The 20085-nt window shown below is 53.2% G+C and carries 13 protein-coding genes, 2 tRNA genes, 1 other RNA gene and 2 pseudogenes; 8 read left to right on the top strand and 10 right to left on the bottom strand.

All coding sequences use genetic code 11. The features are described from left to right. Positions 1–82 precede the first annotated feature (82 nt). Positions 83–2755 carry a bifunctional acetaldehyde-CoA/alcohol dehydrogenase gene (adhE, locus tag H7R58_RS10525; protein WP_182929001.1) on the top strand — a complete coding sequence of 891 codons (2673 nt, stop codon included), beginning with the start codon at positions 83–85 and terminating at the stop codon, positions 2753–2755. Positions 2756–2896: 141 nt separating this feature from the next. Here adhE and tdk read toward each other — a convergent pair whose 3' ends face one another. Further along, positions 2897–3526 carry a thymidine kinase gene (gene tdk, locus H7R58_RS10520; protein WP_106930791.1) on the bottom strand — a complete coding sequence of 210 codons (630 nt, stop codon included), beginning with the start codon at positions 3524–3526 and terminating at the stop codon, positions 2897–2899. Between the two features lie 911 nt (positions 3527–4437). Here tdk and hns point away from each other — a divergent pair. Further along, entirely contained in the window at positions 4438–4851 is a 414-nt protein-coding gene (hns, locus tag H7R58_RS10515; RefSeq protein ID WP_064545023.1) for a histone-like nucleoid-structuring protein H-NS, read from the top strand. A gap of 161 nt (positions 4852–5012) precedes the next feature. Here hns and galU read toward each other — a convergent pair whose 3' ends face one another. Together galU and rssB are read right to left on the bottom strand one after the other, a co-directional pair. Then, a complete protein-coding gene (gene galU / locus H7R58_RS10510; RefSeq protein ID WP_106930789.1) occupies positions 5013–5921 on the bottom strand; it encodes a UTP--glucose-1-phosphate uridylyltransferase GalU in 909 nt (302 codons plus the stop codon). 316 nt (positions 5922–6237) lie between these two features. Beyond that, positions 6238–6876 (bottom strand): annotated as a pseudogene (rssB, locus tag H7R58_RS10505) (two-component system response regulator RssB); the annotation flags it as partial. Positions 6877–6908: 32 nt separating this feature from the next. On the opposite strand from rssB, the gene H7R58_RS10500 reads away from it, so the two are divergent. Then, positions 6909–7877: an IS5-like element IS903B family transposase gene (locus tag H7R58_RS10500; protein ID WP_077255787.1), complete on the top strand. Its 969-nt coding sequence runs from the start codon at positions 6909–6911 to the stop codon at positions 7875–7877. A 56-nt stretch (positions 7878–7933) separates the two neighbouring features. Here the strand turns inward: H7R58_RS10500 and H7R58_RS10495 are convergent. Together H7R58_RS10495 and rssA are read right to left on the bottom strand one after the other, a co-directional pair. Next, positions 7934–8317, bottom strand: a pseudogene (locus H7R58_RS10495) (response regulator); the annotation flags it as partial. 91 nt (positions 8318–8408) lie between these two features. Further along, a complete protein-coding gene (gene rssA, locus H7R58_RS10490; protein ID WP_182929002.1) occupies positions 8409–9320 on the bottom strand; it encodes a patatin-like phospholipase RssA in 912 nt (303 codons plus the stop codon). A 113-nt stretch (positions 9321–9433) separates the two neighbouring features. On the opposite strand from rssA, the gene H7R58_RS10485 reads away from it, so the two are divergent. From H7R58_RS10485 to H7R58_RS10465, 5 genes are all read left to right on the top strand, one after another. Then, complete coding sequence (locus H7R58_RS10485) at positions 9434–9892, top strand: YchJ family protein (protein WP_106930783.1); 459 nt, start codon at positions 9434–9436, stop codon at positions 9890–9892. Between the two features lie 46 nt (positions 9893–9938). Next, the gene (purU, locus tag H7R58_RS10480) at positions 9939–10781 is read left to right on the top strand and encodes a formyltetrahydrofolate deformylase (protein ID WP_106930781.1); all 843 of its coding nucleotides are present in this window, start codon (positions 9939–9941) and stop codon (positions 10779–10781) included. A gap of 163 nt (positions 10782–10944) precedes the next feature. Then, positions 10945–11029, top strand: a tRNA-Tyr gene (locus H7R58_RS10475). Positions 11030–11063: 34 nt separating this feature from the next. Continuing rightward, a tRNA-Tyr gene (locus tag H7R58_RS10470) sits at positions 11064–11148 on the top strand. 46 nt (positions 11149–11194) lie between these two features. Continuing rightward, positions 11195–11325: non-coding RNA, RtT sRNA (locus H7R58_RS10465), on the top strand. A gap of 237 nt (positions 11326–11562) precedes the next feature. On the opposite strand, the gene narI is transcribed toward H7R58_RS10465, so the two are convergent. From narI to H7R58_RS10440, 5 genes are all read right to left on the bottom strand, one after another. Continuing rightward, on the bottom strand, positions 11563–12240 hold the full coding sequence (narI, locus tag H7R58_RS10460; RefSeq protein WP_035895580.1) for a respiratory nitrate reductase subunit gamma: 678 nt from the start codon (positions 12238–12240) through the stop codon (positions 11563–11565). Continuing rightward, complete coding sequence (narJ, locus tag H7R58_RS10455) at positions 12240–12950, bottom strand: nitrate reductase molybdenum cofactor assembly chaperone (protein WP_182929003.1); 711 nt, start codon at positions 12948–12950, stop codon at positions 12240–12242. The genes narI and narJ overlap by 1 nt, the downstream gene beginning before the upstream one ends. Beyond that, positions 12947–14485 carry a nitrate reductase subunit beta gene (narH, locus tag H7R58_RS10450; RefSeq protein WP_182929004.1) on the bottom strand — a complete coding sequence of 513 codons (1539 nt, stop codon included), beginning with the start codon at positions 14483–14485 and terminating at the stop codon, positions 12947–12949. The genes narJ and narH overlap by 4 nt, the downstream gene beginning before the upstream one ends. After that, the gene (locus H7R58_RS10445; RefSeq protein WP_182934718.1) at positions 14482–18225 is read right to left on the bottom strand and encodes a nitrate reductase subunit alpha; all 3744 of its coding nucleotides are present in this window, start codon (positions 18223–18225) and stop codon (positions 14482–14484) included. Before H7R58_RS10445 ends, narH begins: the two co-directional genes overlap by 4 nt. A gap of 397 nt (positions 18226–18622) precedes the next feature. Further along, a complete protein-coding gene (locus H7R58_RS10440) occupies positions 18623–20011 on the bottom strand; it encodes a NarK family nitrate/nitrite MFS transporter (protein WP_182934717.1) in 1389 nt (462 codons plus the stop codon). Positions 20012–20085 lie beyond the last annotated feature (74 nt).

The raw sequence follows: 20085 nt of genomic DNA, 5'->3' as shown, positions 1-20085 counted from the left end.
CACCAGCTGCAGGTGATTTGTCTATACTGACTTGTCGAGCAGATGATTCACTAAAAAAGTTTAACATTATCAGGAGAGCATTATGGCTGTTACTAATATCGCTGAACTTAACGCACTCGTCGAGCGCGTAAAAAAAGCCCAGCGTGAATATGCCAGTTTCACTCAAGAGCAAGTTGATAAAATCTTCCGCGCCGCCGCCCTGGCTGCCGCAGATGCTCGAATTCCTCTCGCAAAAATGGCCGTTGCCGAATCCGGCATGGGTATTGTTGAAGATAAAGTGATCAAAAACCACTTCGCTTCTGAATATATCTATAACGCCTATAAAGATGAAAAAACCTGTGGCGTGCTGTCTGAAGACGACACCTTCGGTACCATCACCATCGCTGAACCCATCGGCATCATCTGCGGTATCGTACCGACCACTAACCCAACTTCTACCGCTATCTTCAAATCACTGATCAGCCTGAAGACGCGTAATGCCATCATCTTCTCTCCGCACCCGCGTGCGAAAGATGCGACCAACAAAGCAGCAGACATCGTTCTGCAGGCTGCAATCGCTGCTGGCGCGCCAAAAGATCTGATCGGCTGGATTGACCAACCGTCTGTAGAACTGTCTAACGCGCTGATGCATCACCCGGACATTAACCTGATCCTTGCGACCGGTGGTCCAGGCATGGTTAAAGCAGCATACAGCTCCGGTAAACCAGCAATCGGCGTTGGCGCAGGTAACACCCCTGTTGTTATCGACGAAACCGCTGATATCAAACGTGCTGTTGCATCTGTTCTGATGTCTAAAACCTTCGATAACGGCGTTATCTGTGCTTCTGAACAGTCCGTTGTTGTTGTTGACTCCGTTTACGATGCCGTTCGCGAACGTTTCGCCAGCCACGGCGGCTACATGCTGCAGGGCAAAGAGCTGAAAGCGGTTCAGGATATTATCCTGAAAAATGGCGCGCTGAACGCCGCTATCGTTGGTCAGCCGGCGCACAAAATTGCCGAACTGGCAGGCTTCACCGTACCAGAAACCACTAAGATTCTGATCGGCGAAGTGAAGGTTGTTGACGAAAGCGAACCGTTTGCTCACGAAAAACTGTCTCCAACCCTGGCGATGTATCGTGCAAAAGACTTCAACGATGCCGTTGAGAAAGCTGAAAAACTGGTTGCGATGGGCGGTATCGGTCATACCTCTTGCCTGTACACCGACCAGGACAACCAGCCAGAACGCGTTGCTCACTTCGGTCAGATGATGAAAACCGCGCGTATCCTGATCAACACCCCTGCTTCTCAGGGTGGTATCGGTGACCTCTACAACTTCAAACTCGCACCTTCCCTGACTCTGGGTTGTGGTTCATGGGGTGGTAACTCCATCTCTGAAAACGTTGGTCCTAAGCACCTGATCAACAAGAAAACCGTTGCTAAGCGAGCTGAAAACATGTTGTGGCACAAACTTCCGAAGTCTATCTACTTCCGTCGTGGCTCACTGCCAATCGCGTTAGATGAGCTGATTACTGATGGCCACAAACGTGCTCTGATCGTGACCGACCGCTTCCTGTTCAACAACGGCTATGCAGACCAGATCACTTCTGTACTGAAAGCGGCTGGCGTTGAAACTGACGTATTCTTCGAAGTTGAAGCTGACCCGACTCTGACCATCGTTCGTAAAGGTGCAGAGCTGGCGAACTCCTTCAAACCAGACGTGATTATCGCGCTGGGCGGCGGTTCCCCGATGGACGCAGCAAAAATTATGTGGGTCATGTACGAACACCCAGAAACGCACTTCGAAGAACTGGCGCTGCGCTTTATGGATATCCGTAAACGTATCTACAAGTTCCCGAAAATGGGCGTGAAAGCAAAAATGGTTGCGATCACCACCACTTCCGGTACCGGTTCTGAAGTGACTCCGTTTGCGGTTGTAACCGACGATGCAACTGGCCAGAAATACCCACTGGCTGACTACGCGCTGACGCCTGACATGGCGATTGTTGACGCCAACCTGGTCATGGATATGCCGAAGTCCCTGTGTGCTTTCGGTGGTCTGGATGCCGTCACTCACGCCCTGGAAGCTTACGTTTCCGTACTGGCTTCTGAGTTCTCCGACGGTCAGGCTCTGCAGGCGCTGAAACTGCTGAAAGAAAACCTGCCAGCGTCTTACCATGAAGGTTCTAAGAACCCGGTAGCACGTGAGCGCGTACACAGTGCAGCCACCATCGCCGGTATTGCGTTTGCGAACGCCTTCCTGGGCGTATGTCACTCAATGGCGCACAAGCTGGGCTCTCAGTTCCACATTCCTCACGGTCTGGCGAACGCCCTGCTGATCAGCAACGTTATTCGTTATAACGCGAACGACAACCCGACTAAACAGACTGCATTCAGCCAGTACGACCGTCCGCAGGCTCGTCGTCGCTACGCTGAAATCGCTGACCATCTGGGTCTGTCTGCTCCGGGCGACCGTACCGCAGCGAAAATCGAAAAACTGCTGGGCTGGCTGGAAGAAATCAAAGCTGAGCTGGGTATTCCTAAGTCTATCCGTGAAGCTGGCGTGCAGGAAGCTGACTTCCTGGCACACGTGGACAAACTGTCTGAAGATGCGTTTGATGACCAGTGTACTGGTGCTAACCCACGTTACCCGCTGATTTCTGAACTGAAACAGATTCTGCTGGATACCTACTACGGTCGTGACTTCGTTGAAGGCGCGCCGGCAGTAGAGAAAAAAGAAGCTGCACCGGCTAAAGCTGAGAAAAAAGCGAAAAAATAATTCGCTTTAACGCTCGCTGAAAGCACAAAGAACAAGCCCCATTCTCGTGATGGGGCTTTTTTTATTACCGTGAAATCAGCAATAAAAAACGCGCTTCTACTCCCCGGCGATGACAGGGGGTAGAAACGCGTCTGAAGGCGTTTAGCAGGAACGATGGGCTAGACGATGCTTATCCTGAATAACGGCCAGAGAGCCTGTTTCCAGCGCTTCTTTGTAATGTTTTCGACAAACGGAGACATAGCGCTCATTACCGCCAATCACCACCTGCTCACCTTCATTGTAAGGACGCCCTTCCTGATCGAGACGCAGCACCATACTGGCCTTCCGCCCGCAGAAGCAGATGGTTTTTAATTCCACCAGTTTGTCGGAGAGCGCCAGCAAATATTGGCTGCCGATAAACAGTTCGCCGCGAAAGTCCGTTCTCAGCCCGTAGCACAATACGGGGATATCGAGGTTATCTACCACGTCAGAAAGCGCATAGACCTGCTCTCGGGTCAGGAACTGGCATTCATCCACCAGCACGCAGTTAACCTGCTCACGGGCGTTCTCCGCACGAATTTCGTCAAACAGGTCGCTACTCTGGTTAAACAGCTTCGCTGGCGAAGAAAGGCCAATTCGCGAGCTGACTTTACCGGCACCAAAGCGGTCGTCTATTTCCGCGGTATAAACCACGGTGCGCATGCCGCGCTCCTGATAGTTGTACGACGACTGCAACAGGGCGGTCGACTTCCCGGCATTCATTGCTGAGTAGTAGAAATAAAGTTGTGCCATTGGCTGAGAAATCCTAATCGATGCGTTTTTTAAACGGAGCGCAGTGTAACATATTTTATCCCCAGGCTTCCTGCGTCATCCATACCATTTCCCCCTTACTTCGCACCAGCAACGCCAGAGAGGGATGAAAAAGGTCGGTAAAACCGAAATTAAACGGCTGCAGAGGTTTATTGCTGCCTATTTATAACCGACATAGAGGTAACTGCATCATAAATCTGAAATATTTAACCGCATCCCGTTCAGTCAGACGTCAATGTACCGCACACCGTGCGCCCACAAATTAGCTCGACAGGTTAATAGTTGAAAAGATTAATGAGTTTGCCTGAAAAAATGTGATCGCCGACAAATTGTGTAGCGCACTGCCGGGTATTGTTATCTGTAAATTAAACAGCATCGGCTTGAAATAACATCGCCATAACTATGGACTTAACCCTGAGAACCCCATTACGCCGGGCTTATTACCGTAGTTTCCTTGTTGGAATCGTTTTCTCTACCCAACAATTTACCCATACACGCGCTGAGGCAAATAGATGAATAGCGGTTAAGGATACCGCTGCCGAAAGCCGGCCTGGAGGCAGAATGGTTGAGCAGCGTAACCATTCATCATCGATAAAGTAATGCACAAAATGGATGCAACCACGCTAATACATAAGGTTGATATTTATCCATACGGGGTATATTTATGCACCCGTGTGCTTCAGCATGGCACTCGTTATCCCGCTGCGCTTTCCCGCAATAACGACCGTTCAACCGAAGAAGTCTGGCCGCAATTTAACTTATAAATATTAATGGCAGCATCAAATAACACGTTATTTTGAATTCCTTACATTCTTCCCTATTGCACATCTGATTTTATCGCTCTATTATTACTTCAACAAACCACCCCACAATATAAGTTTGAGATTACTACAATGAGCGAAGCACTTAAAATTTTGAACAACATCCGTACTCTTCGTGCGCAGGCAAGAGAATGCACCCTTGAAACGCTTGAAGAAATGCTGGAAAAATTAGAAGTTGTTGTTAACGAACGTCGCGAAGAAGAAAACGCAGCTGCTGCGGAAATCGAAGAGCGCACCCGTAAACTGCAACAATATCGCGAAATGCTGATTGCTGACGGTATTGATCCGAACGAACTGCTGAATAGCATGGCTGCTGCTAAAACCGGCACCAAAGCAAAACGCGCTGCACGTCCGGCTAAATATAGCTATGTTGACGAAAACGGCGAAACCAAAACCTGGACCGGCCAGGGTCGTACCCCGGCAGTTATCAAAAAAGCGATGGACGAACAGGGTAAATCTCTGGACGACTTCCTGATCAAGGATTAATCCTTACGCTTCGCAAAAATCCCGCTACGGCGGGATTTTTTATATCCACAATACCCCGTCTGCACGAACGCACCTACGCAAGCACGCTCATTTTTTATCCTTTTGTGTTATTCAGAAATAAAAAAACCGGGTTTCCCCGGCTTTTTAAAGCATCCGCTATATTACTTAGCAATGCCCAGCGTATCTTGCAGCCACGCTTTGAACTCTTCGCCCAGCGTATTGTGACGAATGCCGTATTCAACAAACGCCTGCATATAACCCAGCTTATTACCACAGTCATGGCTTTTGCCTTTCATATGGTATGCTTCGACGGTTTCTTTATCGATCAGCATATCAATCGCGTCAGTCAGCTGGATTTCATCGCCGGCTCCCGGAGGGGTCTTCGCCAGCAGCGGCCAGATATCCGCGCCAAGAACATAACGCCCAACGACCGCCAGATTAGACGGCGCAACGTCGGCTTTCGGCTTCTCAACGACGCCCACCATCGGTACGCTGTCGCCAGGCTTCAGCTCTGCGCCTTTGCAGTCAACCACGCCGTAGGCCGTCACGTCTGCAACCGGTTCGACCATGATTTGGCTCACGCCGGTTTCATCGAAACGGCTAATCATTTCGGCCAGGTTTTCACGGCTCAGATCGGATTCATATTCGTCGAGAATAACGTCCGGCAGAATGACCGCAACGGGCTCATCGCCGACCACCGGGTGCGCGCACAGTACCGCGTGGCCCAGGCCTTTCGCCAGACCCTGGCGAACCTGCATAATGGTGACGTGCGGCGGGCAAATAGCCTGCACTTCGTCGAGAAGCTGACGCTTAACGCGCTTCTCCAGCATCGCTTCAAGTTCGAAGCTGGTGTCGAAGTGGTTTTCAATAGAATTCTTAGAAGAATGAGTCACCAGCACAATTTCAGTGATACCAGCTGCAATACACTCGTTCACGACATACTGAATTAAAGGCTTATCCACCAGCGGCAGCATTTCCTTAGGAATTGCTTTGGTGGCAGGCAACATCCTTGTACCTAATCCGGCAACCGGGATAACAGCCTTTCTTACTTTCGAATTTAGGGCAGCCATTCAAATCTCCTGAACTGTTCAAACTTTGAACTTGCTCGTTTATTAATAACGCGCCGAGTATATCATCACAACCTACTGAGGCTACTCTGAAAAGGACGCGATGACCTCGAATTAAGATTTATACTCGAAAGTCGGGCTGAAGGAGGAGCGCCGCCCATAAGATCGGCGCTGGCATAAATCACCTAAGCCGAAGATAACGGGTTCGTTCAACGCACAGCACGCTGAAGTATGACGAGTATATCCACATCAATTTGCCTGATAGTATCACCACGGCAGTTAAGCTGTTAAAGCTATCCCTGAAAAAAAATGCGTTTGCTCATTCCGCAGACAACATTAAGCGTAAACGACCGCCTTTACCCCAAATCTGGCACTGCCATGAAGTGCAGCGCTGGCTTATTTGGTTAAGGTAGGCGTTTCCTAACGTACCCAGCGGTACGCCATTGCTTATTTGTATTTGATGGTCGCCGGTATTTAATGTGCCGTTCAAACCGGCCGATACCAGGATAAGATTTTTTAACCCGCTGTGATAATAACCCACCAGCAGCGGGAACTGGCCGGGTAGATTGGCCTGACGGAGCAGTTGATTAACCTGTTTTAACAAACTGCCTAATTCTGGCAGACGCTGGCCTTGATGCGCGAACTGCTCTTGCAGCAGACCATTAAACAGCACACGTAATAGCAATGCGGCAAGAACGCCATTATCACCCGCGCGGGTAACATCCAGACAATAAAATGCCAGATCGTGTTCAGAAAGCGGCGCAATATCCAAAACTAAGCCTGGCGCATCCACCGCCATCAGCTGGCGATAATTTATCCGGCAATGGGATATTTTTTGCTGCACCGGCGGCTGTAGCTCTTGTAACAGTTTTGCCGCCGCTGCCGGATTGCTCACTAACGCATCCCAATCTTCAAATAACCGCTCTTCCTCTTCCACTCGGGAATTAAACATATTGGGGGCTTTGTTGAATAAATCGAACTTTTGCTGAGTTGAAGGATCAGATCACGCATCTTCCCGACAACGCAGACCGTTCCGTGGCAAAGCAAAAGTTCAAAATCACCAACTGGCCCACCTACAATAAAGCCCTCATCAACCGTGGCTCCATAACTTTCTGGCTGGATGATGAAGCTATTCAGGCCTGGTATGAGTCAGCAACACCTTCTTCACGAGGCAGACCTCAGCGCTATTCTGACCTTGCCATCACGACTGTGCTGGTCATTAAACGCGTATTCAGGCTGACCCTGCGCGCTGCGCAGGGCTTTATTGATTCCATTTTTTCTCTGATGAACGTTCCGCTACGCTGCCCGGATTACAGCTGTGTCAGCAGGCGGGCAAAGTCGGTTAATGTCAGTTTCAAAACGCCCACCCGGGGTGAAATCGCACACCTGGTAATTGATTCCACCGGGCTGAAGGTCTTCGGTGAAGGCGAGTGGAAAGTCAAAAAGCATGGCCAGGAACGCCGCCGTATCTGGCGTAAGCTGCATCTCGCCGTTGACAGTAAAACACATGAAATCATCTGCGCTGACCTGTCGCTGAACAATGTGACGGACTCAGAGGCCTTCCCGGGTCTTATCCGGCAGACTCACAGAAAAATCAGGGCAGCATCGGCAGACGGCGCTTACGACACCCGGCTCTGTCACGATGAACTGCGCCGCAAAAAAATCAGCGCGCTTATCCCGCCCCGAAAAGGCGCGGGTTACTGGCCCGGTGAATATGCAGACCGTAACCGTGCTGTTGCGAATCAGCGGCTGACCGGGAGTAATGCGCGGTGGAAATGGACAACAGACTACAACCGTCGCTCGATAGCGGAAACGGCGATGTACCGGGTAAAACAGCTGTTCGGGGGTTCACTGACGCTGCGTGACTACGATGGTCAGGTTGCGGAGGCTATGGCCCTGGTACGAGCGCTGAACAAAATGACGAAAGCAGGTATGCCTGAAAGCGTGCGTATTGCCTGAAAACACAACCCGCTACGGGGGAGACTTACCCGAAATCTGATTTATTCAACAAAGCCCATATTGGGATACAGACAAGCCAGCACGGTTTCCCGCAGCCGGTTGAGGTCTTTCACCGGCTTTAATAACACATCCTGCACGCCAAGGCGCAGTGCCCTCGCGATATCGGCCATATTTTCAGTCGCGGAAATAATCAGAATCGGCAAGGTATCACCTGCATTACGCAAATGCTCCACCAACTGCAGGCCGTTCATCCTTGGCATGGCCAGGTCGCAAATCATCAGATCTGGCCTCTGACACTCTATCTGCGAGAGCGCATCAACGCCGTCCTGGGCCAGCAACGTGCGCGCGCCAAGCGACGAAAGCCATGAATCCATAAGTGAGCGGAAAACGGGTTCGTCTTCGACAATTAAAATGTGTTTACCCGCCAACGGCTGCGTCATGATATCTCCCCTGCCCGACGATATTTAAATAGTGGCATGCTATTGCGATCATCGCCTTTCAGATTTTGCTGAAGTAGTCGAAAAAAGTGCCTTAAGTTGAACTCTGAACCAAAGGCAAAAGCTCATCTGTCTTTTTTTCAACCGCTTGTTGGCCCGCGGCGATTGCAGATGAGGCTCGATGAAAATCCAGAGTTGAGATCTGGGGACAAAACGGTTGCAGTAAAATATCCGGCGGGTCACCCGCCATGCGGTTACGCTTGAGACGGTTTTCCAGCACCTGTATCGATGTGGTCATGATTTCCATTGCCGTAGGCGCCACCACGGAACGACGTGAGGCAACGCGTCCTAGCCGAGCGCGCAGGCGTTCATGCCATGATAGCTCATCGGGAGACTCATCGATCTCCGCATCGGGTTGAATATTCACGGACAGCAGATCCTGCTGCATAAGATGTGCGTCATGTTGCAAATCGACAGCGATAACAATGTCCGCGCCCAGCGCACGCGTGAGCGAAACCGGTACCGGGTTAACCACCGCACCGTCAACTAACCAGTAGCCGTTATGCAACACCGGCGCCATCAGACCGGGAATACTGCATGACGCGCGCACGGCCATATGTAAATCACCTTCCGTAAACCACAACTCGCGACCGGTGCTTAAATTGGTGGCGACGGCCGCAAAGCGTCGCTCGCACTGCTCAATGGTGTCATTGGGCATAATCCGCCGATATTGATTAAATACGCGTTCACCGCGCAGCAACCCACCGCGCCGCCAGGAGAGATCCATCAGGCGCAGTACATCCCAGTAGCTAAACGAACACACCCACTGCTCGAGCGCGGGAAGCTGGTTGCTGGCGTAAGCTGCCCCTACCAGTGAACCAATAGAGCAACCGGCAACAATATCAACTTCAATGCCCATTTTCTGTAGCGCTTTAATCACGCCGATATGCGACCAGCCGCGCGCCGCTCCTGAACCCAACGCCAGGCCGATTTTAATTTTTCTCATTGTTACCGACGAACATCCTCTTATTTCTGGCGTGGCATCATCTCCATCGCTCGGTTACCATATCGCAATCAGGCGAAACCTCGCCGTTATTTTATCGAATCAGGGAGATCTCTTTGTCTGAACTTTGCCCTTGTGGGAGCGCTCTCGAGTATAGCTTATGTTGCCAGCCTTATCTGTCTGGCAATGCCGCGGCCCCCAGCCCATCGAGTCTTATGCGTTCGCGCTATTGCGCCTTCGTGAAGAAGGATGCAGATTATCTGGTGAAAACCTGGCACCCCACCTGTCAGGCCGACGCGTTTCGCGACGACATTCGCAACGGTTTCGCCCATACTGAATGGCTGGGGCTCACCGTTTTCGCCGAGGAAGACGGCCGCCACGCCGACGAAGGCTTCGTGAGCTTCGTTGCCCGTTTTCGTGAACATAACAAGAACGGCGCCATCATTGAGCGTTCACGATTCTTAAAAGAAAACGGGCAGTGGTATTATATCGATGGCACACGGCCAGTCATTGGCAGAAACGATCCCTGCCCCTGTGGTTCAGGGAAGAAATTTAAAAAATGCTGCGGGCAGTAGGCCCGGCAACAGCTTCGCAAACATCATCAACAGGATTTACCCGGCAATGCATTCCATCCAACGAAAAGTTTTACGCACAATCTGCCCTGACCAGAAAGGCCTGATCGCGCGCATTACCAATATCTGTTACAAACACGAACTGAACATCGTGCAGAACAATGAATTTGTCGATCACCGCACCGGGCGTTTCTTTATGCGTACCGAGCTGGAAGGGATCTTCAACGATGCAACCCTGCTGGCCGATCTGGACAGCGCCCTGCCGGAAGGTTCGGTACGCGAGCTGAATCCCGCCGGGCGTCGCCGTATCGTGATTCTGGTGACCAAAGAGGCGCACTGCCTGGGCGATTTGTTAATGAAGGCGAACTACGGCGGCCTGGACGTTGAGATTGCTGCCGTTATTGGCAACCATGATACGCTGCGTTCGCTGGTTGAACGCTTTGGCATTCCGTTCGAACTGGTCAGCCACGAGGGTCTTGCCCGCGAGGAGCACGACAAGCTGATGGCGGATGCCATTGAAGCCCACCAGCCGGATTATGTCGTGCTCGCGAAATATATGCGCGTGCTGACGCCGGAGTTTGTTGCCCGCTTCCCGAACAAAATCATCAATATTCACCACTCGTTCCTGCCGGCCTTTATCGGCGCGCGTCCGTATCACCAGGCCTATGAACGCGGCGTGAAGATCGTTGGTGCCACCGCCCACTACGTCAACGATAACCTGGACGAAGGTCCGATCATTATGCAGGATGTGATTCACGTCGATCATACCTATACAGCAGAAGATATGATGCGCGCCGGGCGCGATGTAGAAAAAAACGTGCTCAGCCGCGCGCTTTATCAGGTGCTGGCGCAGCGCGTCTTTGTGTACGGTAACCGGACGATTATTCTTTAATCGTTAGCGAAATGAATTGATTAGCTTTAACCCGTTACGGATAAAAAGCAGGCAAACAGTTCATTTTCGACAAACGAATGCTTTACAGCGGCGCGTCATTTGATATGATGCGCCCCGCTTCCCGAGAAGGAAGCAGGCCAGTAAAACCTAGCATTACCCCAGTGGTGGGGTTCCCGAGCGGCCAAAGGGAGCAGACTGTAAATCTGCCGTCATCGACTTCGAAGGTTCGAATCCTTCCCCCACCACCATCTTCAAGCTTTACCTACAATGTGAATTACCCCTGGTGGGGTTCCCGAGCGGCCAAAGGGAGCAGACTGTAAATCTGCCGTCATCGACTTCGAAGGTTCGAATCCTTCCCCCACCACCATCACTTCCTGATAGTATCTCATTTAATTAAAACGCTAAAATTGTGTATTCTGCCCATGCGGGGAAGGATGAGAAGCTTCGACTAAGGTTCGATTCGAGCGTAGCGAGAAAGCGTTGTCGCAGACAACGACCCGAAGGGCGAAGCGCGTAGCGCTGAGTAATCCTTCCCCCACCACCACCTTCTCTCGGTAGTATCTCCTCTGATTAAATATTCAAATCTTTCTCAGTTATTTCTTTTATTTCTCTAGCTCTATCTTGCGTCTTTGCCATATATATCCCGGCGGCGCTGCGCTTGGCCGGGCTACACGGATATCGAAGCATTTGTAGCCCGGCCAAGCGCAGCGCCGCCGGGGAACACAGGCCGCACAAACAAAAAACCCCGCCGAAGCGGGGTTTAGCACGTCACTACGCCGTATTAATGGCGCGCACGAACAATCTGATACTTGCGGGTCAAATACTCGACCGGCACGCTCCAGATGTGCACCAGACGCGAGAACGGGAACAGCAGGAACAGCGTCATCCCCAGCACCAGGTGCATACGATAGATAAACGCCACGCCGTCCAGGTGTGCAGACGCACCACCGTGGAAGGTCACCACGGACTGCGCCCAACCAACCAGTTTCATCATCTCGCTGCCGTCCATATGTTGCGCCGAGAACGGAATGGTCAGCAGGCCCAGCGCACACTGGATAACCAGCACGGAAAGCACCAGGATGTCAGCACCGGTCGTCGTCGCACGCACGCGTGGGCTGAACAAACGGCGTTTAAGTAACAGCACGCCGCCGACCAGACACATCAAGCCAGCCGCGCCACCGCCAAACATCGCCATCTTCTGTTTGACTTCCAGCGGCAGCCACGCTTCATACATCCAGTGCGGCGTCAGCATACCCAGGAAGTGACCGGCGAACACGCCCAGGATCCCAAGGTGGAACAGGTTAGATGCGAGATTCATCCCTTTACGATCCAGCATCTGGCTGGACGCGGCGCGCCAGGTGTACTGGCCGTAGTCGTAACGTAGCCAACTGCCAATCAGGAAGACAGAACCCGCAATGTACGGATAAATGTCGAAGAAGAACATATTCAGGAAGTGCATTATTGCTGTCCTCCGTTAGAGATATTCAGATATTGCGGGGCCACGGCACCGGCAAAACGACGCTGGTGGTGAGTAATTTCCGAGTCACCACAGCCCTGGTCGGCAAAGAATTTCACCTGCTCTTCTTCCCACACCGCATCCAGCGCCTGAGGCGTATCATCGCGCGCTTCGTCGGCAATTTTTTCCGCCACTTTCGCTTCATCAACCGCGCTGTTCGCAAGCTTCAGCAACTGCTCAAACAGCACCGCATAACGACTCTCACGCTGTTGCAGACGCGCGCAGAGCAGCGCCAGAATCGGCGCGATGTCCTGCAAGCCGCCAATCGCTTCGCTCTCTGGCAGCTGCGCCAGGTACTCCAGATACAGCGGCAGGTGGTCCGGCAGCTCGCGGCTGTCGAGAACCAGACCATGCTGCTCGTACTGATTCAGCAGATCGACCATCGCCTGCCCGCGGTCGCGGGATTCGCCATGCACGTGTTCGAACAGCAGCAGCGACGTCGCACGGCCGCGGTCAAACAGCTCACTGTAGGCAGCCTGAGCATCCAGCAGATCCTGCGCGGTTAAATCGCGCAGGAAAACGCCCAGAGCCTGGGCATCCGCTTTTTCCAGTTTTTCTGATTCAGACAGAACGTCAAAGAGTTCGCCTTGATGCTGCCATAAGGCAGCATCCGGGTACTCAAGGAGACGTGAAATCACCACGAGTTCAATCATGCGTGTGGCTCCGTTTTGCTGCTCACATCCACAGAATCAATACGACGGCTGTTGAACAGGTTGAACTTGCTGTCCGAACCGTGGCAGCCGTCGCCGAAGCTAAAGCCACAACCGTTTTTCTCCGGGAACGCTTCGCGCGCTTGTTCACGGTGACTGCTTGGCACCACGAAGCGGTCTTCGTAGTTAGCAATCGCCAGATAGCGGTACATTTCCTGCGCCTGGGCTTCGGTCAGACCCACCTCTTCCAGCGCACGGGTATCGATAACGCCATCGACGGTTTCCGTACGTTTGAAGTGGCGCATCGCCAGCATACGTTTCAACGCCAGCAGCACCGGCTGGGTGTCGCCTGCGGTCAGCAGGTTCGCCAGGTACTGAACCGGGATACGCAGGCTTTCAACGTCCGGCAGGATACCGTTGCTGCCCAGTTCACCCGCATCGGCGGCGGACTGAATCGGTGACAGCGGCGGCACGTACCAGACCATCGGCAGCGTGCGGTATTCAGGGTGCAGCGGCAGCGCCAGCTTCCAGTCCATCGCCATTTTATAAACCGGCGATTTCTGTGCTGCATCAATCACGCTCAGCGGGATACCGTCTTTCTGCGCCTGCTCGATCACTTTCGGATCGTTCGGATCGAGGAACACGTCCAACTGACGCTGATACAGGTCTTTCTCGTTCTCGGTGCTGGCTGCGGTTTCAATGGCATCCGCGTCGTACAGCAGCACGCCGAGGTAACGAATACGGCCCACGCAGGTTTCAGAACATACTGTCGGTTGACCGGCTTCGATACGTGGGTAACAGAAAACGCATTTTTCCGATTTACCGCTTTTCCAGTTGAAGTAGATTTTTTTGTACGGGCAGCCGGTGATGCACATACGCCAGCCGCGGCACTTATCCTGATCGATCAGTACGATGCCATCTTCTTCACGCTTGTAAATTGCACCGCTCGGGCAAGTAGCAACACACGCCGGATTCAGGCAGTGCTCGCACAGGCGCGGCAGGTACATCATGAAGGTGTTTTCGAACTGGCCGTACATTGCCTTCTGCATGTTCTCGAAGTTTTTGTCTTTCGACAGCTTCTCGAACTCACCGCCGAGGTCGTCTTCCCAGTTCGGACCCTTGGTGATTTTGTCCATGCGCTTGCCGGTAATCAGCGAGCGTGGACGTGCAATCGGCTGCGCCTTGCTATCAGCCGGCGCGTTATGCAGCGTCTGGTAGTCAAAATCAAACGGCTCGTAGTAATCATCCAGACCCGGAAGATGCGGGTTGGCGAAGATTTTACCCAGCAGCAGCGCTTTGTTACCCATGCGCGGTACCAGCTTGCCGTTGATTTTACGGATCCAACCGCCTTTGTACTTTTCCTGATCTTCCCAGTTGGTCGGGAAACCGGTGCCCGGCTTGGTTTCAACGTTGTTAAACCATGCGTACTCGGTCCCTTCACGGCTGGTCCAGACGTTTTTACAGGTGACTGAGCAGGTATGACAGCCGATGCATTTATCGAGATTCAGCACCATGCCGACTTGTGAACGAATTTTCATTTTACGCTCTCCTGTACCTGGTCATTGCCTTCGCCGTCCAGCCAGTTAATGTTCTTCATCTTACGTACCACCACGAACTCATCACGGTTTGAACCTACGGTGCCGTAGTAGTTAAAGCCGTAGGCCAGGTGCGCATAGCCACCGATCATATGGGTCGGTTTTGGCGTAATGCGGGTCACCGAGTTATGGATACCGCCGCGTTGACCGGTAATTTCTGAACCCGGCAGGTTCACGATACGTTCCTGCGCGTGGTACATCATGGTCATGCCGGCCGGTACACGCTGGCTGACTACCGCACGCGCGGTCAGTGCACCGTTGTTGTTAAAGACTTCAATCCAGTCGTTGTCTTCAATACCGATCTCTTTGGCATCTTCTTCACTCATCCACACCACCGGGCCGCCGCGACCTAAGGTCAGCATCAGCAGGTTGTCGCTGTAGGTAGAGTGAATGCCCCATTTCTGGTGCGGCGTCAGGAAGTTCAGCGCCTTCTCTGGGTAACCGTTGGATTTCTTACCCATCACCTCTTTCACCGAGCGGGTGTCGATAGGCGGACGGTAAACCAGCAGGCTTTCCCCGAAGTCGCGCATCCACTGGTGATCCTGATACAGCGACTGACGACCAGACAGCGTACGCCATGGAATCAGCTCGTGAACGTTGGTATAGCCAGCGTTGTAAGAGACGTGTTCGTCTTCCAGACCGGACCAGGTTGGGCTGGAGATAATCTTGCGCGGCTGCGCCTGAATATCGCGGAAGCGAATTTTTTCGTCTTCTTTGTTGAGCGCCAGGTGCGTGTGGTCACGACCGGTAAACTCGCTCAGCGCCGCCCAGGCTTTTACTGCCACCTGACCGTTGGTTTCCGGGGCGAGAGTCAGAATCATCTCTGCGGCGTCGATTGCTGTGTCCAGCTTAGGCTGGCCTTTCGCCGGGCCTTCCGCCTTGGTGTAGTTGAGCTTACGCAGCAGATCCATTTCACTCTGGGTGTTCCAGGCAATCCCTTTACCGCCGTTACCGATTTTTTCCATCAATGGGCCGATGGAGGTAAAGCGTTCATAGGTTGCCGGATAATCACGCTCAACCGGAATAATGTGCGGTGCGGTTTTGCCCGGAATCAGGTCGCATTCGCCTTTTTTCCAGTCCTTCACGTCTAACGGCTGTGCCAGTTCGGCAGCGGAGTCGTGCTGAATTGGCAGCGTGACAACGTCGGTTTCTTTACCAAGGTGCCCCACGCAGACTTCGGAGAATGTCTTCGCGATGCCTTTGTAGATTTCCCAGTCGCTTTTTGATTCCCAGGCTGGGTCAACGGCGGCAGACAGCGGATGAATAAACGGATGCATATCCGAAGTATTCATATCGTCTTTTTCATACCAGGTCGCGGTAGGCAGCACGATGTCGGAGTACAGACAGGTGCTCGACAGACGGAAGTCCAGCGTCACCACCAGATCCAGCTTGCCGTCGAGGCCGTTATCCTGCCATTCCACTTCTTCCGGCTTCACGCCGCCCTGCTTGCCGAGATCCAGCCCCTGAATGCCGTGCTCGGTACCCAGCAGGTACTTCAGCATGTATTCGTGACCTTTACCGGAAGAGCCCAGCAGGTTAGAACGCCAGATGAACAGGTTACGCGGGTGGTTTTTACCGTTTTCCGGCTGTTCAGCCGCAAAACGGATAGAACCTTCTTTCAGCGCTTTAACGGTGTAGTCCACCGGGGTCATACCCGCTTTCTTCGCTTCATCGGCAATGCGCAGTGGGTTAGTGCCTAACTGCGGAGCAGACGGCAGCCAGCCCATGCGTTCAGCACGCACGTTGAAGTCCAGCAGGTGACCGGTATAGCGAGATTTGTCCGCCAGCGGTGACAGCAGTTCCTGTGCAGTAACCGACTCATAGCGCCATTGGCTCGAGTGGTTATAGAAGTAGGACGTACTGTTCATATGACGAGCCGGACGCTGCCAGTCAAGGGCAAACGCCAGCGGCTGCCAGCCGGTCTGCGGACGCAGTTTTTCCTGGCCTACGTAGTGTGCCCAGCCGCCGCCGCTCTGACCGACGCAGCCGCAGAACACCAGCATGTTAATCAAACCACGATAGTTCATATCGAGGTGGTACCAGTGGTTCAGACCGGCACCGACGATGATCATCGAACGACCGTGCGTCTTATCGGCGTTATCGGCGAACTCACGCGCGATACGGACGATCTGCGCGCTGGATACACCGGTGATTTTCTCAGCCCACGCCGGGGTGTACGCTTTAATATCTTCGTAGCTGGTTGCGCAGTTTTCATCGTTCAGGCCGCGTTCCAGGCCGTAGTTGGCCATGGTCAGGTCATAAACGGTGGTCACCAGCGCGGTGCTGCCGTCTGCCAGCTGCAGGCGTTTCACCGGCAGTTTGTGCAGCAGAATATTTTCCAGTTCTACGCTGGCGAAGTGTTCGGTACCGTCGCCGCCAAAGTACGGGAAGCCAACCTGTGCAACATCGTCATGGCTGCCCAGCAGGCTGAGGCGCAGCTCAACCTCTTCGCCGGTTTTGCCGTCGCGCTGTTCGAGGTTCCACTTACCTTTATCGCCCCAGCGGTAACCGATAGAACCATTTGGCGCGATCATCTCACCTTTTTCATCAAAGGCGACGGTTTTCCATTCTGGATGCTCTTCCTGGCCCAGGCCATCAACCAGATCCGCTGCGCGCAGCATACGGCCCGCGGCGTAGAAGCCGTCACGCTCTTCCAGCATCACCAGCATTGGCATGTCGGTATAGCGGCGAACGTAATCGGTGAAGTACTGGCTCGGCTTGTCGAGGTGGAATTCACGCAGCATCACGTGGCCCATGGCCAGCGCCATGGCCGCATCGGTACCCTGCTTCGGAGCTAACCACAGGTCGCAAAGTTTAGCGATTTCAGCGTAGTCCGGCGTGATAGCAACGGTTTTGGTGCCTTTATAGCGAACTTCGGTGAAGAAGTGGGCATCCGGGGTACGCGTCTGCGGAACGTTGGAACCCCAGGCGAGGATGTAGCTTGAGTTATACCAGTCGGCTGATTCTGGAACGTCAGTCTGCTCACCCCAGGTCTGCGGAGAAGCCGGCGGCAGGTCGCAGTACCAATCGTAGAAGCTCAGGCAGGTACCGCCAATCAGGGAAAGGTAACGTGCGCCGGAGGCGTAGGAGACCATCGACATCGCCGGAATTGGCGAGAAGCCTGCCACACGGTCTGGGCCGTAGGTTTTTACGGTGTAGACGTTAGACGCCGCAATCAGCTCATTCACTTCCTGCCAGGAGGAACGAACGAAACCACCGCGACCACGCGCCTGCTTAAAGCTTTTCGCTTTATCCGCATCTTCAATAATGGAGGCCCAGGCATCAACCGGATCGCTGTGCAGTTTCTTCGCATCACGCCACATTTTCATCAGGCGTTTACGCATCAGCGGGTATTTCAGGCGGTTGGCGCTGTAGAGGTACCAGGAATAGCTCGCGCCGCGCGGGCAGCCACGAGGTTCGTGGTTCGGCAGGTCCGGGCGGGTGCGCGGATAGTCAGTCTGCTGGGTTTCCCAGGTGACCAGACCGTTTTTAACGTAGATTTTCCAGCTGCAGGAACCGGTGCAGTTCACGCCGTGCGTGGAACGAACCACCTTGTCATGCTGCCAGCGCTGGCGGTATCCATCTTCCCAATCCCGGTTGGTATTTAGAATCTGTCCGTGCCCATCGGCAAATGTTTCACCCTTTTGTTTAAAGTAGCGAAACCGGTCCAGGAATTTACTCATCGGGTCTCTCCTGTGTGGAGCCTGACGGCTCTCTGATAAGTCGACATTGCTGAATTTGCAGCGAAGGTAACGCGCTGAAAGATGAAGGGAATTGATAACGATCAAGATGCTCTTGCTTAACAACCACCACGCAAAACACACATACCACTAAGGTGGTATTAACACCTATTTTTTAACACTATGTATTTTAAGGATATTTTATTAATTTTATGCGTTTCGTATTGTTACAACTTAGCGCACTGGTATTAAGGGGTAGGTATTTCTCTCTCGCTGCAAGGCCCCCAACGGGCACGCGGCTACAAGCACAGATTCGGTTATTAGTATGTTGTAACTAAGAGGGAATAAAATAAAAGCGCGAACCCTCGCGCTTTTATTTCACAAATAACCGTCGCGGTTATTATTTTGCTTTACGACCGTATACTGCCCAGGTGACGATCACGCAGACAATATAGAACACGAGGAATACTTTCATCGCGCCAGCCGGTGAGCCGGTTAATTCCAGCGAGGTCCCGAAGGCTTTCGGAATAAAGAACCCGCCGATCGCACCAATGGCGGAAATAAAGCCCAACGCTGCCGCCGTATCGGTCGCCGCTTCACGCATCGCTTTCTCTTCAGAACCGCCTTCGGCTTTCACGCGATCCATCGTCAGCTTACGGAAAATAACCGAAATCATCTGGAAGGTAGAACCACTGCCCAGACCGGCCGTCAGGAACAGCGCCAGGAACACGCCGTAGAACGCGATAAAGTTACCGCCTTCACCGTTGCTCGGCAGCGTCATGAACAACAGCGCGCTGAATACCGCCATCATAATGAAGTTGATCAACGTCACGCGCGTGCCGCCCAGGCGGTCAGAGATCGCCCCGCCCGCTGAACGCGCCAGTGCGCCAATAAACGGGCCGAAGAAGGCGTAATGCAGGATCTGAATTTCCGGGAACTGGGTTTTTGACAGCATCGCAAAGCCCGCCGAGAACCCGATAAACGAACCGAAGGTCGCCAGATACAGCAGGCTCATGATCCACAGGTGGCCGCGTTTCAGCACCGGCAGCTGCTCTTTCAGCGATGCCTTAGACGTCGCCAGTTCGTTCATCCCGAACCAGGCCGCGACGGTGAAGATGGCCAGGAACGGCACCCAAAACCACGCGGCGTTTGCCAGGAACAGCTCGGAGCCGTCCGGCTGCTGTACGCCATGACTACCGAAAGCGGCAAAGATGGACAGCGAGATCGCCAGTGGAGCCACCAGCTGCATCACGCTCACGCCCATATTCCCCAAACCGCCGTTCAGGCCCAGCGCCCCGCCCTGCTTTTGTTTCGGGAAGAAGAAGCTGATGTTCGCCATGCTGGAAGCGAAGTTAGCGCCCGCAAAACCACACAGCAGTGAGATAATAATAAAGGTGCTAAATGGCGTAGACGTATCCTGAACCGCAAAGCCCAGCCATACGCAAGGAATGATCAAGATTCCGGTACTGAATGCCGTCCAGCGGCGGCCGCCGAACATCGGCACCATAAAGGAGTAAGGAACACGCAGCAGCGCCCCGGACACCGACGGCAGCGCCGTCAGCATGAACAACTGGTCAGTGGTAAACTGGAAGCCCACTTTCGGTAAATTCACCGCGACGGCGCTGAACAGCATCCAAACGCAGAACGCCAGCAGCAAGCACGGTACTGAAATCCACAGGTTCCGGCTTGCGACGCGATGGCCGCGCTCTTGCCAGAACGCCGGATCTTCCGGACGCCAGTCGGTAATGACAGCGCCGGTTGCCCTTTCGGGGGCAGTGGAGTGACTCATAGACACCTCTGATTATTAATATTAACCCCCGCCACATTAGGGTTTACACCGTGAGGTAAGTTGATATAAATCAA

The sequence above is a fragment of the Klebsiella sp. WP4-W18-ESBL-05 genome, assembly GCF_014169075.1.
GTDB classification, from domain to species: domain Bacteria; phylum Pseudomonadota; class Gammaproteobacteria; order Enterobacterales; family Enterobacteriaceae; genus Kluyvera; species Kluyvera ascorbata_B.
The sequence above is the reverse complement of the archived record's forward strand: the minus strand, read 5'-3'. Positions and strand labels throughout refer to the sequence as shown.